The 15466-nt window shown below is 59.5% G+C and carries 15 protein-coding genes and 1 riboswitch; of the genes, 3 read left to right on the forward strand and 12 right to left on the reverse strand.

Annotated features, from left to right (window positions below; all coding sequences use genetic code 11):
* Positions 1–25: 25 nt before the first annotated feature.
* From DLM86_RS09345 to DLM86_RS32690, 3 genes are all read right to left on the reverse strand, one after another.
* Positions 26–535: a hypothetical protein gene (locus tag DLM86_RS09345; protein WP_110839708.1), complete on the reverse strand. Its 510-nt coding sequence runs from the start codon at positions 533–535 to the stop codon at positions 26–28.
* A 15-nt stretch (positions 536–550) separates the two neighbouring features.
* Positions 551–757, reverse strand: a complete 207-nt coding sequence (locus DLM86_RS09350) for a DUF896 domain-containing protein (RefSeq protein WP_110839709.1) — start codon at positions 755–757, stop codon at positions 551–553.
* 192 nt (positions 758–949) lie between these two features.
* Complete coding sequence (locus DLM86_RS32690) at positions 950–1324, reverse strand: LysM peptidoglycan-binding domain-containing protein (RefSeq protein WP_245954456.1); 375 nt, start codon at positions 1322–1324, stop codon at positions 950–952.
* 171 nt (positions 1325–1495) lie between these two features.
* Between DLM86_RS32690 and lexA the strand changes: the two genes are divergently transcribed.
* Together lexA and DLM86_RS09365 are read left to right on the forward strand one after the other, a co-directional pair.
* Positions 1496–2119 (forward strand): transcriptional repressor LexA, encoded by a 624-nt coding sequence (gene lexA / locus DLM86_RS09360; protein WP_110839784.1) that lies wholly within the window; start codon positions 1496–1498, stop codon positions 2117–2119.
* A 234-nt stretch (positions 2120–2353) separates the two neighbouring features.
* Positions 2354–3421, forward strand: coding sequence for an RCC1 domain-containing protein (locus DLM86_RS09365; RefSeq protein ID WP_146250185.1), 1068 nt, complete (start codon positions 2354–2356; stop codon positions 3419–3421).
* An 81-nt stretch (positions 3422–3502) separates the two neighbouring features.
* Here the strand turns inward: DLM86_RS09365 and glnA are convergent, their stop codons facing one another.
* From glnA to DLM86_RS09410, 9 genes are all read right to left on the reverse strand, one after another.
* Positions 3503–4840 (reverse strand): type I glutamate--ammonia ligase, encoded by a 1338-nt coding sequence (gene glnA / locus DLM86_RS09370; protein WP_110839711.1) that lies wholly within the window; start codon positions 4838–4840, stop codon positions 3503–3505.
* A 23-nt stretch (positions 4841–4863) separates the two neighbouring features.
* A complete protein-coding gene (locus tag DLM86_RS09375; RefSeq protein ID WP_110839712.1) occupies positions 4864–5271 on the reverse strand; it encodes a MerR family transcriptional regulator in 408 nt (135 codons plus the stop codon).
* Between the two features lie 80 nt (positions 5272–5351).
* The gene (locus DLM86_RS09380) at positions 5352–6611 is read right to left on the reverse strand and encodes a methionine gamma-lyase family protein (RefSeq protein WP_110839713.1); all 1260 of its coding nucleotides are present in this window, start codon (positions 6609–6611) and stop codon (positions 5352–5354) included.
* 1 nt (position 6612) lies between these two features.
* Entirely contained in the window at positions 6613–7929 is a 1317-nt protein-coding gene (gene hflX, locus DLM86_RS09385; protein ID WP_110839714.1) for a GTPase HflX, read from the reverse strand.
* A gap of 188 nt (positions 7930–8117) precedes the next feature.
* The gene (locus tag DLM86_RS09390) at positions 8118–10124 is read right to left on the reverse strand and encodes a diguanylate cyclase (protein ID WP_110839715.1); all 2007 of its coding nucleotides are present in this window, start codon (positions 10122–10124) and stop codon (positions 8118–8120) included.
* A gap of 115 nt (positions 10125–10239) precedes the next feature.
* Positions 10240–10326: riboswitch (cyclic di-GMP riboswitch) on the reverse strand.
* A 101-nt stretch (positions 10327–10427) separates the two neighbouring features.
* Positions 10428–10988 carry a hypothetical protein gene (locus tag DLM86_RS09395; protein ID WP_110839716.1) on the reverse strand — a complete coding sequence of 187 codons (561 nt, stop codon included), beginning with the start codon at positions 10986–10988 and terminating at the stop codon, positions 10428–10430.
* On the reverse strand, positions 10985–11839 hold the full coding sequence (locus DLM86_RS09400; RefSeq protein WP_110839717.1) for an SPL family radical SAM protein: 855 nt from the start codon (positions 11837–11839) through the stop codon (positions 10985–10987). Before DLM86_RS09400 ends, DLM86_RS09395 begins: the two co-directional genes overlap by 4 nt.
* Positions 11836–12498, reverse strand: a complete 663-nt coding sequence (locus DLM86_RS09405) for an HAD family hydrolase (RefSeq protein ID WP_110839718.1) — start codon at positions 12496–12498, stop codon at positions 11836–11838. The genes DLM86_RS09400 and DLM86_RS09405 overlap by 4 nt, the downstream gene beginning before the upstream one ends.
* A 344-nt stretch (positions 12499–12842) precedes the next feature.
* On the reverse strand, positions 12843–13808 hold the full coding sequence (locus DLM86_RS09410) for an AAA family ATPase (protein ID WP_245954458.1): 966 nt from the start codon (positions 13806–13808) through the stop codon (positions 12843–12845).
* 333 nt (positions 13809–14141) lie between these two features.
* Here DLM86_RS09410 and DLM86_RS09415 point away from each other — a divergent pair, with 333 nt between their 5' ends.
* A complete protein-coding gene (locus DLM86_RS09415) occupies positions 14142–15431 on the forward strand; it encodes a polysaccharide deacetylase family protein (RefSeq protein ID WP_245954461.1) in 1290 nt (429 codons plus the stop codon).
* Positions 15432–15466 lie beyond the last annotated feature (35 nt).

Consider the following 15466-nt stretch of genomic DNA (forward strand, 5'->3'; position numbering starts at 1 on the left):
CGTTTCTCCCCTTTTCCGTTGCGGGTTATGCCGCTTCGTCCCGGTAGTCGATTCCGTTATGCTCGGCGAACGTTTTCAACCGCGCGGCGAGTGCAGGAATATCATACAAATGCTGAAACTTCGACAGCACCCACCGCGTCCGCTTCCCCTTCATCTGGATCGAGACGCTGCCTCGCTGGACCGCAATCGCTTCGATCTCGTCCGCGCCGAACGTTTTCTCTACGCCGAGACGCCGCGTCGACAGCTTGTTTTTGCCGACCTTGATATACGGCCTGCGCAAGAAATACAAGACGCCGAGCAGCAAGTAGCCGATTACCGTCACCCAGTAAAAGGTGTCGGATTCGTATACGCCGGCCGAGACGATGCCGAAGAAAAACGAAACGGCGACGAGAAGCGCCGGCAAAAACCAGCTTCTTCCTTTAAAGATGTCCGCTTGCTCCTGCGCCGTGCTGATCGGTGCTTGTCCGGTTTTCCGGCGCTGCTTGTTCAATTGCTTGCTGTTTTTTTGCACCATTCGTTCCCATTTGCGGGACATGCTGCTCCTCCGTTCTTAATGAGGCTTTTTATCGGGGCCGTTCGCCTTGTCCCCGTCCACGAACTCGATCGAGTCGAGCTGGGCGCGAAGCGACGTTTTGAACGCATCGATATACGTTCTGCGCAGCCGGTTGCGCTCCTCCAGCTCGTCGTCGGTCAGTCCGACGGTATTCGCCTTTTTGGCCAGCTCGTTGATGCGAGCGATCATTTGTTCGGTAATCATGTTCGGCCTCCTAAAGTCGGTTATCTCCTACTTTGACATGCGAAGGAGCGGATTGTCAAGGCAAGCGACGGCGGAACGCACAAAAGCCCGATAGCGGAGGCTATCAGGCTTATATAGGAATATACATTCGTTTTCTCGAAAGATTACTCCAATACGAATAAAAAGCCGGATATAGGAAGTCGGACAAGCGGCTCAAGGGAGCACCAACACTTGTCCCGCAGTCAAGGCACTGGTGGACAAACCGTTCGCCTTCTTCAGGTCGGCGATATACCGGCGAATATCTTCGCCTTCGGGCGCATACCGCTCCGAAATCGTCCAAAGCGTATCTCCCGGCTTCACGATCACCTGCTCCTTCGCTTGTACCGAAGCGGCTTGGACCTGATCCTCGCCCGACCACGAGTGGACGAGCGCGCCGATACCGAAGCAGAGAAGCATGGCGACGACGATCGTAAGCAGACGCGTATTCCGCTCCGCACGACGCGGTGCGGTGCGGTGAGTTTGTCCCGCCGAACGGGATGTATGAGAATGCCGGTTGCGGATGTTCATTTCGGAAATGGATGCGTACATGGTAGTTGACCCCCAAACATTTGTTCTAGTATCAGAGTAACACGAACAAACATTCCCGTCAACGCTTTTTCGAACGAATGTTCCCCTCCGGAAATCGAACTTATGTTTGTGCGAACTCGAGTTCTGTGGTATAATTTACCCAAATAACATGTCCGCATTGGAGTGATGATCGTGAGCAAGGTTTCCAATCGCCAACAAGCGATACTGGAATTTATCAAGAACGAAGTACGCGATAAAGGCTACCCGCCTTCCGTTCGGGAAATCGGCGAAGCCGTCGGGCTCGCGTCCAGCTCCACGGTGCACGGCCATCTCGACCGTCTTGAGAAGAAAGGCCTCATCCGCAGAGACCCGACCAAGCCCCGGGCGATCGAAATTTTGGGCGCCCACGACGAATCGGCGTCCGTCTTCTCCTTCTCGATCGCGCGAGTGCCCGTCGTCGGCAAAGTAACGGCAGGCGTGCCGATTACGGCGACCGAGAATATCGAGGAATATTTCCCGCTGCCAAGCCATTTCGTCGGCGATCATAACGTGTTCATGCTTCGAGTCGTCGGAGAAAGCATGATCGACGCGGGCATCCATCATAACGATTACGTTATCGTCAAGCAGCAGCCGACGGCTAACAACGGCGACATCGTCGTCGCGATGACCGAAGACGACGAAGCGACCGTCAAGACGTTTTACAAGGAACGCGACCATATTCGCCTCCAGCCGGAAAACCCGACGATGGAGCCGATCCGCCTCCGCAACGTCACGATCCTCGGCAAAGTGATCGGATTGTTCCGCGACATTCATTAAATCGTCCGTCCCTTACAAAACAGCCTTCCGGCGCAACCGCCGAAAGGCTGTTTTTTTCGTTCATTTCGTTCGGCAACTTTGAAACCCATTTCCCGCATAATGTCGTATAAACTTTAGAAAGTACTTCCACATATTGGTATTTTAGGCAGTAAACCCTATTATTTTGGCTTGATTCGATTTGCCGCTGTACTGAAAACCGTCCGATTTCGCGTCTTCGCCTGGGTCGCCGTGTTGATGATGGCGTCCGGAACTTTCGCCTATGCGGAGTCGCCGATAAACGGCCGCACCCCGCCGCCGAAGCTGTACATATCGGCGGACGGCGTACACAGCATCGCTTATAACGAACAAGGCGACGTTTGGTATTGGGGCGGTATGGGAGATTTTGAATTTTCGGACTGGAAGCTTCGCGACAATACTCCGATCCGGATGGGGACGATGAAGCAGATTGCGCAAGTATCGTCCAACCTGTTTTTGAAAAAAGACGGAACGGTATGGACTTGGTCGGCCGGCCCGGCCCCGGTCGACGGCTCCGACCGCCGCTTGCAATTCCAAATCCAGGATCCCGTACAACTCGATCTTGCCGATGTCGTCAAGGTGGCGGCGGGCGATTCGTTTCATTCCGCCGTCAAGAAAGACGGCTTCGTCTGGGTATGGCGTCCCGTGCCGCATGGATACGGGGACACTCCCATACAAATTCCCAATATTTCCGACGCGGCGGATATCGCCTTCGCCAATTGGTCCGGTCAGTCGAAGCTGACGATCGTCGGGAAAGACGGCTCCGTTTGGACATGGGAAGGCGCAACGGCTTTCGGGGGCATCGCTCCGGTCAAGGCGCAGCGGGTGGACGGTTTGTCGAACGTGGCGAGCGTATTTGCCGGCGACGAATGCTTTTTTGCGATTCGGAAGGACGGCTCCGTATGGGGCTGGAGAAGCAACCTTCGCGGCCAGCTCGGACTGGATGAGCAAAAAATCGTCGATTCCCCGGTGCGGCTATCGGCGCTGGACGGCATGGTCGCCATCCAAGGCAGCTTCGACCGCTCGTTAGGGTTGAAAAAGGACGGCACGGTCTGGTCTTGGGGAATTACGCTCTACACTTTTCCGGAGTATGGCGCTAAAATCGATCCGAGCCTGCATCAAGTGGCCGGATTGGACAACATAGCCGCGATCGCAAGCGGCGGGGCTCATCATTTGGCGGTCCGAAGCGACGGTACCCTATGGGCATGGGGTTCGAACGAAAACGGCCAATTGGGCGACGGCACATTCCGTTCGAGCGATAAGCCGATTCGGATCGACTTGAAGTAAGACGTCTTTTCCGCGAAAAAAAGAGCCATGGATCGGTTCCGGCGATAGGCCGGACCGGGTCCATGGCTTCTTTGCTTTTCGTCAATACAGCGTCATGTACTGGTCGCGCTCCCACGCGTGGATTTGCGTGCGGTACATGTCCCATTCGATCTCTTTCAGCTCGACGAAATGAGTCAGCGCATGCTCGCCGAGCGCGTCGCAAATGACTTCGTCGTTCATCAGCTCGACGAGCGCTTCGCGCAAATCAGCCGGCAAGCTCGGGATGCCCTGCTCTTCCCGCTCTTCGTCCGACATCACGTAAATGTTCCGGTCGACCGGCGCCGGCAGCTCCGCCTTCGTCTTGATGCCGTCGAGTCCGGCTTTCAGCATGACGGCGAGCGTCAAATACGGGTTGGCCGCCGGGTCCGGATTGCGCACCTCGACCCGCGTGCTCAATCCGCGGGAAGCCGGGATGCGGATCATCGGGCTGCGGTTGCTGGCCGACCAAGCGACGTAGCACGGCGCTTCGTAGCCCGGTACGAGCCGCTTGTACGAGTTGACCGTCGGGTTCGTCACCGCCGCGAACGCGCGCGCGTGCTTCAAGACGCCGGCCATATAATAACGGGCCGTCTCGCTAAGCCCGAGCTTGTCGCTGTCGTCGAAGAACGCGTTCTCCGAGCCGCGGAACAGCGATTGATGGCAGTGCATGCCGGAGCCGTTCACGCCGAACAGCGGCTTCGGCATAAACGTCGCATGCAGGCCGTGCTGTCTCGCAATCGTCTTGACGACGAGCTTGAACGTTTGGATTTGGTCGGCCGCCTTGATGGCGTCCGCATATTTGAAGTCGATTTCGTGCTGGCCCGGCGCCACTTCGTGGTGGGACGCCTCGATCTCGAAGCCCATCTCCTCGAGCGTCAGCACGATTTCGCGGCGGCAGTTCTCGCCGAGGTCGGTCGGAGCCAGGTCGAAGTAACCGCCCTGGTCGTTGAGCTCCATCGTCGGATTGCCTTTCTCGTCGGTTTTGAACAGGAAAAATTCCGGCTCCGGACCGACGTTCATCGCCGTATAGCCCATCTCCTCCGCTTCCTTGAGCGCGCGCTTCAGGATGCCGCGGGGATCGCCGGGGAACGGACGGCCGTCCGGCAAATAAACGTCGCAAATCAAGCGGGCGACGCGATCTTCCGCCACCCAAGGGAAAATGACCCAGGTGCTCAGGTCGGGATACAAATACATGTCGGATTCTTCGATCCGTACGTAGCCTTCGATGGAGGATCCGTCGAACATCATCTTGTTATCCAGCGCTTTTTCCAATTGGCTGAGCGGAATTTCCACGTTTTTGATCGTGCCGAGCAAATCGGTGAATTGCAGCCGGATGAATCGGACATTTTCCTCTTTGGCGATTCGCAAAATGTCTTCTTTCGTGTAGTTCGGTTGGGACACGGAACATCCTCCTTAAAGTTCGATTAATTGAAAAAGCGGGACAGCTGGCCCTGGATCAGCGAAGCTTTGCCTCTCCGGTTGCCGGTCAGCAGTTCCTGCTTCAACATTTTGTGTACCTGGGAGTCGGTCAGCTCCTTGCGCTTCGCCGCGGTTTCCTCGGTAATGACCGTCGCGTCCTCCGAATTTTTCGAAACCGGGTTCAGCACTTGCTTGATGCCCGCAATATTGACGCCCTTCTCGATCAGCGCTTTGATGTGCAGCAGCCGCTCCACGTCGTTGAACGAGAACAGGCGCTGATTCCCGTCCGTACGGGCGGGGACGATCAGCTCGTGCTGCTCGTAATAACGGATTTGCCTTGCGGTCAGCTCGGTCAGCTTCATGACGCTGCCGATCGAGAATAAAGCCATGTTGCGGCGTATTTCGTCGCTCATTGTACACCACTCCAGCGTGTAGAGGATATACTCTCATTGTACATTTCGGGCATAAACATGTCAATGCATGTGAGATTTGATTACAATAGACCTTTTTCCATCATATTCGTCAGTGCCATGACGACTCCCCACTTCACATGGGCGTATGTAAGGCCCCCCTGCATGTACGCGATATAAGGGGAACGGATCGGCGCATCGGCGGAAAGCTCGAGACTGCCGCCCTGAATAAACGTACCGGCGGCCATAATGACGGGATGCTCGTAGCCCGGCATGTCCCACGGTTCGGGCACGACATGGGCGTCCACAGCCGACGCTTTCTGAATCCCTTGAACGAATGCGATCAGATGATCCGGTCCGGCGAATCGGATCGCCTGAATGAGATCCGTCCGCTCGTCGCTCCAGCGCGGATGCGTATCGAAGCCGAGCCTTTCGAACAGCGCCGCCGCCAGCACGCTTCCTTTCAACGCCTGCCCGACCAGATGCGGAGCCAAGAACAGCCCTTGGAAAATATCCCGGGTCGCGCCGAGCATGGCGCCGACCTCGCCTCCGATCCCCGGTGCGGTCAGCCGATAAGCGGCCAGTTCCACGAGCTCTCTCCGCCCGACGATATAACCTCCCGTCGGAGCGATTCCTCCGCCCGGATTTTTGATCAGCGAGCCCGCCATCAAATCGACGCCGACGGAAGGATCGGTCGGCTCGGTTTCCTCCGTAAATTCGCCGTAGCAATTGTCCACGAAAACGATCGCGTCCGGCGCGATTTCTTTGACGAACCGGACCATCTCGGCGATTTGGGCGACCGTGTACGACGGCCGCCAATCGTAGCCGCGCGATCGCTGGATGCCGACCACCTTCGGCGGGTCCGCCCTCAGCTTCGCGGCGAGAGCCGGCCAGTCCGGCATCCCGTCGGCGGCAAGCGCCACCTCGTCGTAGCGGATGCCCCAATCCTGCAGCGAGCCGGTGCCGTCGCCCGGCTTGCCGATCACCTTGTGCAGCGTGTCGTACGGCTTGCCCGTCATGTACAGCAGCCGGTCGCCGGGGCGCAGCACGCCGAACAGCGCGGTGCCGATCGTATGCGTGCCGGACACGAAATGCGGGCGCACAAGGCCCGCCTCCGCGCCGAAGACGTCGGCGTATACGAGGTCGAGCACTTCGCGCCCGCGGTCGTTGTAGCCGTACCCCGTCGACCCGGCAAAATGATAATCGCTTACTTTATGCGCCTGGAAGGCGCGAATGACCTTCCACTGGTTGCGGTCGACCCGACCGTCGATCTGCTTCAGCTTCGGCTCCGCGAGCGCTTCCGCTTCCTCCATCAGTCGGGCGATCTTCTCCGGTACGTTCATCTCAAAGGCTCTCTCCCTCTTGCTGCATCGCCTCGTGCGCCATAAACGCCTGAAGCATGTGTCCCTGCTTGTCGAATTCGGCTTGCTTCACGCGGACGTCGAACCGGATGTCCTCGCCTTCCACTTCCTGATCGAGGACGTCCCCCACCCGGTACAGCAGCGATATCAAATCGCCCCGCCCCGCCGGAATCCGAAACGATTTCGTATCCCCCATCAGCTTTTCCTGCACGGCCAGCTTCACCGCTTCGAGGTCCGTTTCCGAAAAGGCGGAGATGCGGATTGAATCCCCTTCGGCCGCAAGCGGCTCCGAACGGCCGTCCGGAAGGAGATCGATTTTGTTGAACACGGTAATGCGCGGCTTCCCTTGGGCGCCGAGCTCCTGCAGCACCTCGTCCACGACTTGCATCTGCCGCTCCCTCATCTCGCTCGAGCTGTCCACGACGTGCAGGATGAGATCCGCCTCGTTCGCTTCCTCGAGCGTCGCACGGAACGCCGCGACCAGGTCGTGGGGCAAGTTTTGGATAAATCCGACCGTATCGGTCAGCACGACGTCTTGACCGTTCGGCAGCCGCAGCGTGCGCGACGTCGGATCGAGCGTGGCGAACAGCTGATTTTCCGCGTAGACGTCCGCTTGCGTCAGCCGGTTGAGCAGCGTCGACTTGCCGGCGTTCGTGTAGCCGACGAGCGCGACTTGGAATACGCCGGTCTTCTTCCGCCGCTCCCGGTGCAGGACGCGGTGGCGCTTCACTTCCTGAAGCGCGTGCCGCAGCTCGTTGATCCGGTTGCGGATGTGGCGGCGGTCCGTCTCGAGCTTCGTCTCCCCCGGACCGCGCGTGCCGATGCCGCCGCCGAGCCGGGACAAATTGACGCCGTGGCCCGACAGCCGCGGCAGCAAATAGCTCAGCTGGGCGAGCTCGACCTGCAGGAACCCTTCGCGCGTTTTCGCCCGCTGCGCGAATATGTCCAAAATCAGCTGCGTCCGGTCGATAATTTTCAGGTCGAGCGCCTGCTCCAAATTGCGCACCTGCGCGCCGGACAGCTCCTGATCGAAAATGGCCGTATTGGCGCCGAGACGATGGGCGAGCTCGCGCAGCTCCTCGACCTTCCCTTTGCCGATAAACCATTTGGAATCGACGCTGTCTTTCGCCTGTACGATCGAGTCCAGCACTTCGACGCCCGCGCTTTCGGCGAGGCTGATCAATTCGTTCAACGAATAGTGGACCATCTCGTCGCTGAGCCGGTCGCTTTTGATGACGAGACTGACGACGACCGCTTTGTCCGGCGTGCCGCTCGTCACTTCATGTATCGTTTGTTTCATTCGAAAACCCCTTTTATCGTCTTGTCGAGCTGAGACGCTGCTCCTTGACTCGCCGGCCTTCATTGTAACATATTTCCGCAGCCCTTTTCATGGGGACGTATCGGTAGTAACGATACTCGCCCGAGACGCAGGCCGGCATACGGACATTCGTAGTATGCGCGTTTTTCGCCGCATGGACCAACGCTTGCTCATCCTCCGGCAGCCGCCGGCAGCTCGATGTCGACGATCGTTCCCCGTTCCGGTCCGTTGCGGATCGTCAGCGTGCCGTTGTGGTTGTCCATGATGTTCCGGCATATCATAAGGCCGAGCCCGGTTCCTTTCTCCTTCGTCGTCAGGAACGGCTGCCCGAGACGCGGAAGCAGCTCCTCGGGAATGCCGCCGCCTTGGTCCGCTATTCGGACCGACACGCCCTTCTCGGTGCGGAACGTGCACACCGTCACTTCTCCTCCGTCCGGCATCGCCTCGATCGCGTTTTTGAGCACGTTGACGAAAACTTGCTTCATCTGATTCTCGTCGCACCGGATCGGCGGAACGTCTTCCTCCGCTTCGATCGCGATGCGGACTTTATTCAAAATCGCCTGCGTATCGAGCAGCGTCACGACATGCTCGAGGACGACGCGAATATCCGTCTCGCGAAATTGGGTCGGCCGCGGCTTCGACAGCAGCAAAAATTCGTTCAAGATGAAGTTGATCCGGTCGAGCTCGGTCAGCATGATCGGGAAATACCCCTTGTTGTCGCCCGGCGCCGATTGCAGCAGCTGAATAAACCCTTTCAGCGCGGTGAGCGGGTTGCGGATTTCGTGCGCCAGCCCCGCCGCGAGCTGCCCCATGACGGCCAGCCGTTCGGAGTTGCGGAGAAGCTCCTCCGCTTTCCGTTCGTGCGTCACGTCTTTGGCCACCCCGTAAACGCCCACGATGCGATGGTCGGCGATGATCGGAATGTAAGTGACGTGGGCGATGACCGGATGTCCTTCCTTATGCAAGAACCGCAGCTCGAACTGACTCGGATTGCCCTGCATCGTCTCCTGGAAGCCCGACAGCGCTTTCGCCCGGTCCTGCGGATGGATCAAGGCGACGAACGGCCGCCGCCCCATCTCCTCCAACGTATACCCGAGCAGCTTCGCGGCGGCGGGATTGACGGCCAGCAGCTTGCCCTTGCGGTCGAACGTGCAGATCGGGTCCGGATTATGCTCGATCAAATCGGACGTTTTCCGGTCGAACGTCGGCATCCGGTTGTGCATTTTGTATTCGTACATGTTCAGATCCGCGTCGTGCAGCAGCTCCTCGATGCTCGACGCCGATTCGCCGGACGAAACGGAGACGCCGACGGAAAACGATAAGCAGACGGGAGGCAAGTCGTCGTCCGGGACGAACGTGCGGCCGTTCAACTCGTCCAGCAGCTTCTGCCTCATGTCCGCGAAGCGGGGCGCGTCCTCCGCCACGATGACGAATTCGTCGCCGCCGAGACGGCCGGCGATTCCGTTCGAGCCCCGAATCAGCTCGCGCAAATAGTCCGCCACGAGAAGGATGACTTTGTTGCCGATCATATGCCCGTACGAATCGTTGATTTGTTTGAAGAAGTTCAGATCGATCAGCAGCACCCTCACCGTCTTGCCCTCGTCGATGAGACGCTGGCCGAACATGAGCGTCTGCTGGAGCGACGCGAGGCCCGTAAGCGAGTCGATCATGCTCAGGTGACGGTATTCGTTCCGTTCTTTTTCCAATTTGCGGGTGTAGCGGGCAAGTATCGTGTAGGCGAGGGCGTTGAGCGTGATGAAGAGCAGATGGGCGACGAGTCCGTTCCGGCCGGACAAATCGGCGAACGCGTACAGATGGAGTCCGACCGCGAGCGCGGCTGCGAGCGTATACAACGGACTGGGCAGCAGCAAAGCGTAGAAGAGCAAAAGCGGATAGACGATCAGAAGGGCGGCGAACAGCTCGTCGGGCTGAATGACCGTCACATACAGGAGCAGCGCGACGCTGGACAGCCCGTAAGCGGCTTTTCGCTTCTTGCGCCAGCAGACGACGGCGAGCAGCAGACCGGCGAACGCGATCGAGGCGGCGAGGCGGATCCAATCGGGGAATGCGTCCGCGACGGCCCCCGCTCCGGCGAACAGGACGAGAGCGGCGAACAGCGTGTCCTTGGTCCGGATGGCGGCCGGCCGCAGCCTCCGGAACGAACGGATCGGGTTCATAAAGGTTCTTCCCTTCCGATAAGGTGGGCGAACCGAAACGGCAAGACGTAGAAAGGCCGCCCCCGGACAGGGACGGCCGATTCACGACGGCACCGATCGTGCGCAGGCGAACATTGTCGGCAACCCAGCTGTCATAGTTCGTCCGAACCTTAGACCTGTGGCTTTGCGTCCCTGCCTTTCGGCAAGTTTGCCGCTTCGGAATAAAATTTCACGTTTCATCCTTGCATCTGAAACTTACTATATCATACCTTCCCGGATATGGATAGTTGCAAAATCGGATGCCGAGGCGCCCGAACCGCTCCTTCATCCGCCGATCCGCCACGCGGCAAGCGGCCCGTCGTCCCAAACCTGAACCTCGATATACCGTTCGGGACCGTGCGCCCCGTCCGGGTTCCACCGCTGCGGGAAGCCGTACTCCCCGATCAGGCGGCGCATCTCGTCCAGCGTAAACACTTGGCCGCGGTACGGTTTTCCGTCGCGTACCCGCATCGCCGGGAACAGGTCGCCATAGGTGAAGCTGACCGAAACGGCGGAAAAGCTCGATACCGGCACCGACAAGCTTTTCCCCTCCGGGTACCAGCTTGCCAGCCAATCGCACGGTCCCCACGTCATGTAGTGCGGGGCGCGCCGTACCGGCCTGCCTCCCTTGCGGACGAATTGCTCGCGCGCTTTCGCCTCCAAGGAGCGGCGAACGTCCATATAATCCGCCGGCCGCCCGGCGGCAAACGTCCGCCCTTCCCGGCGCAGCCTCTCCAGCTCCCGCTCCGCATCGTCCCCGGACAAATCCGACAAGTTCAGAAACGGACCCGTCGAAGCGTCGAAGTAATGGAAAAACGACTCGAACGATCGCTCCTCCCCGATCATCGTCCAACGCCTCCCTCTCCGCCGTCAAGCGGCCGATCCGGCAAAAAACCGTCGCGGCTGATCCGGATCCGATCGGCGGGGAAGTATTGCCCGAGCGCATCGGCGATGCGCAAGTAGCGGCCGCGATCGTACCATTCCTCCAAGCCGAGCTGCTCGAAGACGGCGCGAATGCCGAGCTGCTCGGTCCGTTTGCCCAAGCTGCCGTCGCCCATGAAAAAATCGTCGACGCACACCGTATCGACCGTATCGGCCAACGTCCGGGCGAAGTCCGGCGAGCTCGGAAGAACCGGCGACACGGCCGCTTGCGTCGGCAGCCCGGCGCGAGCCAGCTTCCTCAAGGCGGCCAGGCGGCCCGCGATCGGAGGGGCGTTCGGGGAAAACGCGCGGCGAATCGGCTCCAGGTCGGTCTCGACCGTCATGCTGACGCGAACCCGGCCGGCCAGCCGCGACAGCAGGTCGATATCCCTCGTTACGAGCGGACTGCGCGTCTGCACGAACAGGAAATCCGGCGGTTCGTCCGCCATCGCCTCGAGCAGGGAACGCGTCACGCGCTCGCCGTGCTCCGCCGGCTGGTAAGGGTCCGTGGCCGACGACATGAATATCGTCACCGGGCCTTTCCGCTTCGCGGAGGCCAGCTCCTTGCGCAGCCGATCGGCCGCTCCCCGCTTCACGTCGACCCATTCCCCCCACTTCTCGCCGCGGAACAACGCAACCGGCATGCGCCGGACGTAGCAGTAGGAGCAGGCGAACGTGCAGCCCGCGTACGGATTCAACGTATGGCTGTACCCGGTCAAATAACCCGAAGCCGGATTCAGCAGCCGGCCCGGAGTCGTGTGCCGGACCGCGGTCACGACGACAGCTCCGCGATCAGCGCTTGCAAATGGAGGCCTTCCATCGTGGATAGCCGTTTGCGATGCTCCCCGAACGCCAATCCTTCCGTGACCGCATTCGGCACGATGACGCAGTGAAGCCCCGCCCGATGGGCGGCCAACGCCCCGTTCGCCGAATCCTCGAAGGCGATCGCCTCGTCCGGCTTCACGCCGAGGCATTCGACCGCCTGGACGTAAAGCGCCGGATCCGGCTTGACCTTCTCCACATAATCCCGCGTGCGGATGCACGAGAAAAAGTCGAGGATGCCGTATTGCGTCAAATAGCCGACGACCCATTCGCGATAAGAGCTTGACGCCAAGCCGATCGAGAGGCCGAGCCGCTTCGCCTGCTCGAGCGTCGAGACGACGCCGGGACGCAGCTGCTCCAGCTCCATCCGCTTCTGGAACCGCTCCCGCCGCATGCGGGAAAACAAGTCCCGATCGACCGGCTTGCCGGTCAGCTTTTCCAAATGTCCGTACGGATCGAATACGGACAGCATGTCCGTACCGATCACGCCGGACCAAACGTCGAGCGTCAGCTCGGCGCCGTGGTGCCGGTAAACGTCCTGGTACGCCTTGAATTCGTTCGTCTCCGTATCCAGAATGAGACCGTCGAAATCGAATACGACCGCTTTGATCATGTTCTCTCTCCTCCATCCGCTCCGGTTGTCCATTCGTCTGCCGATGGGACCATTATACCCGATCGGCCCCCGCTCTCCCATCCCCTTCCGTCGGCCCTTTTCGGGACAACGCCAAAAACCGCCCCGAAAGGCGGCCTTGGCGGCAAGATTGTTTCGCGCTCACTTCGACTTCTTCTTGGCGGCCGAGCGTCCCTGCTTGTTCGGATCGGTCGGTTCAGGCGCGCGTCGTTGGGAGCCGTTGTCGTTGTCCGGCATTCGCTTGCCCTCCCTCGCGGAATGAATGCGTCACGCTCCCCTAGTATGGGTGACCGGCCGCGGTTTCATCCCGCTTCGGCGCGAGAACGTCACAAGATGCTGCGCTTCTCGGTCCGCATGTCTTCCGGCTTGATCGACATCAGCTCCTGCCTCCCCGGCGATGTCGTCGTATACTGACCGAGAAGCCGGACGGCTTGGTGCCGGATCGATCGTTCCATTAAATTGCGGACGTAGCGGGCGTTGCTGAACGCCGTCAGCGTCCGGTTCTTCTCCGCCGTCAGCAGCTGGCGAAGCCGCATGACGCTGTCGGGGATCAGCGTATACTCCCGCTCCTTGACCATCAGCTCCGCGATTTGCACAAGCTGGTCGACCGTGTAGTCGGGAAAGTCGATCGCGATCGGAAACCGCGACGGAAGCCCCGGATTCGTGCTCAAAAAGTAATCCATCTCGTCCGAGTAGCCGGCCAAAATGAGCACGAACTGGTTTTTATGATCCTCCATCGCCTTGACGAGCGTATCGATCGCCTCTTTGCCGAAATCCTTCTCGCCGCCCCGCGCCAAGCTGTACGCCTCGTCGATGAACAGGATGCCGCCCATCGCCTTTTTGATCAGCTCGCGCGTCTTGAGCGCGGTATGCCCGATATACTCGCCGACGAGATCGGCCCGCTCGACCTCGATCAAATGCCCTTTCTGCAAGAGCCCCATCGACTGAAACAGCTTGGCGACGATCCGCGCCACCGTCGTTTTCCCGGTTCCCGGGTTGCCCTTGAACACCATATGATACACCTGCTGTCCGGCGGCAAGGCCGGCTTCGGCGCGGTATTGGCCGATTTGCAGCAAAGCGTATATTTCGTAGACGAGTTCCTTGACGTTGTCCAGGCCGACCAGCTGGTCCAGCTCCTTCATGACGTCGGCGAAAGGTCCTTGGGAAGGAACCGTTTTTCCGCCCAGCTGCTGCTCCGGATCGGAAACGGTCGCGGGCTCGGGCGTACGGAGCACGACGTTGATTCGACGGGAAGATTTGGCGGCATCGCCCGAAATGACTCGACTGCTCAAGCGGATCACCTCTTTTTCGAAGGTGCAGCCGTCTATCGGTAAGCCCGGCTCGGCGCGCATTCGCGCTTCGTGCGCAAATCGCCCCTGCCTATAATGTACAGGACGACAAGTTGTCCTATGAATGGGAAACGAAATCCGCTCCAAATTTCACCGAAAATCGGCGCCGGAACGGGCCGGGAAAAAGGGCCGGGTTCAATCATTTTTTACTTGGACTTCGCCGAAACGGTATGATAGACTTCACGTAAAAGCTGTTGTAACGGCTGTGCAACGCTTGCCCGACAACCGCCCGCGAGCAAGACGGACGGGCGGTCCGACAACTTGAGGAGGATGACCATGAAGGAACGTTTGGTAATGACTTTCGTTCTGCTCGTCGTGGTGTACACGATCGTTCCTTGGGTGGCTACGCGCATTTTCGCCATCGGCGTCTATCGGAAAGGCAAACATGCCGGCAATCGGATCGCGCTTACGTTCGATGACGGTCCCGACCCCGCCTATACGCCGATGCTGCTCGATCTGTTGAAAAAGCACGACGCGAAAGCCACTTTTTTCGTACTCGGCTCCAAAGCCGAGAAGCATCCGGAGCTGATCGCCCGCATGCATCGGGAAGGACACCAGATCGGCATTCACAACTACCGGCACCAATCGAATTGGTTCATGTCGCCTTGGTCCGTTCTAAGAAAGCAGGCCGATCGGACGGCCGGCATCGTCGCTTCGATAACGGGGGAACGGCCGACCTATTACCGGCCGCCATGGGGTATTTTGAATATGCTCGACCTGTTTTTGCTGAAATCGTACACCGTCGTCCTCTGGTCCGTCATGCCGAAAGATTGGCGCAGCCGGATCGGCTCCGAGAAGCTGAAGGCTCGCATGATGGAGAGAATCAAGGACGGCTCCGTCGTCCTGCTGCACGACAGCGGGGAGACGTTCGGCGCGGACCGGGACGCCCCCGCCCACATGATCGCGGCGCTGGACGAGGTGCTGGCCGGCATGCGGCAGCGCGGTCTCGCGCCGGTCCGCGTCGACGAGCTGCTGGAGAACGTCCCGGGCCGCCGGCTCGGGTTCGCGAAGCGGACGCTCGTCGCCGTCTGGATGGTGTGGGAGAAGTGCTTCGTCGCCCTGTTCCGCCTGAAGCCCGTCGATTCCGGCAATCCGCTCTTCAAGCTTCGCGTGCGCGAATACCAAGGCAAGCGGGCGATCGAGCTCGCGGACGGCGAATCGATCCGCAAAGGCGACCTCGTGGCGGAGCTCCATCTGGACAATTACACGCTGTTCCGGCTCGGGCTCGATTCCCGCAGCACGGTGCAATTGGCGACGCAGCTCATCCGCCGAACGCGCATGCTCATGCCGGAACTGTGCCGGCTTCTGCTGACCGATCCGCAATACCGCGATGTGAAAGGGTTATACGGCATTACGATGATCCACCGCGGATCGAAGCAGCTCGGCTTCACCGTGGTCGACTTGCCCGAAGGCCTTTTCGCCAGCCTGACCCGAACTTATTTGCGCATATTGCTCTATATTATTCACCCGCAAGGCAAAGAACGGCTGAAGGAAAAGTCGGAGCTTCTGGAACCGAAAATCGTCGCCATTTCGAAAAACGAGTTGAAAACGCGTTATATCGCTTGAGCCATTGCCGATGGCGCGTTTTCGAGGAGGACGCG

It is taken from the genome of Paenibacillus flagellatus, from assembly GCF_003217775.1.
GTDB classification, from domain to species: domain Bacteria; phylum Bacillota; class Bacilli; order Paenibacillales; family NBRC-103111; genus Paenibacillus_AB; species Paenibacillus_AB flagellatus.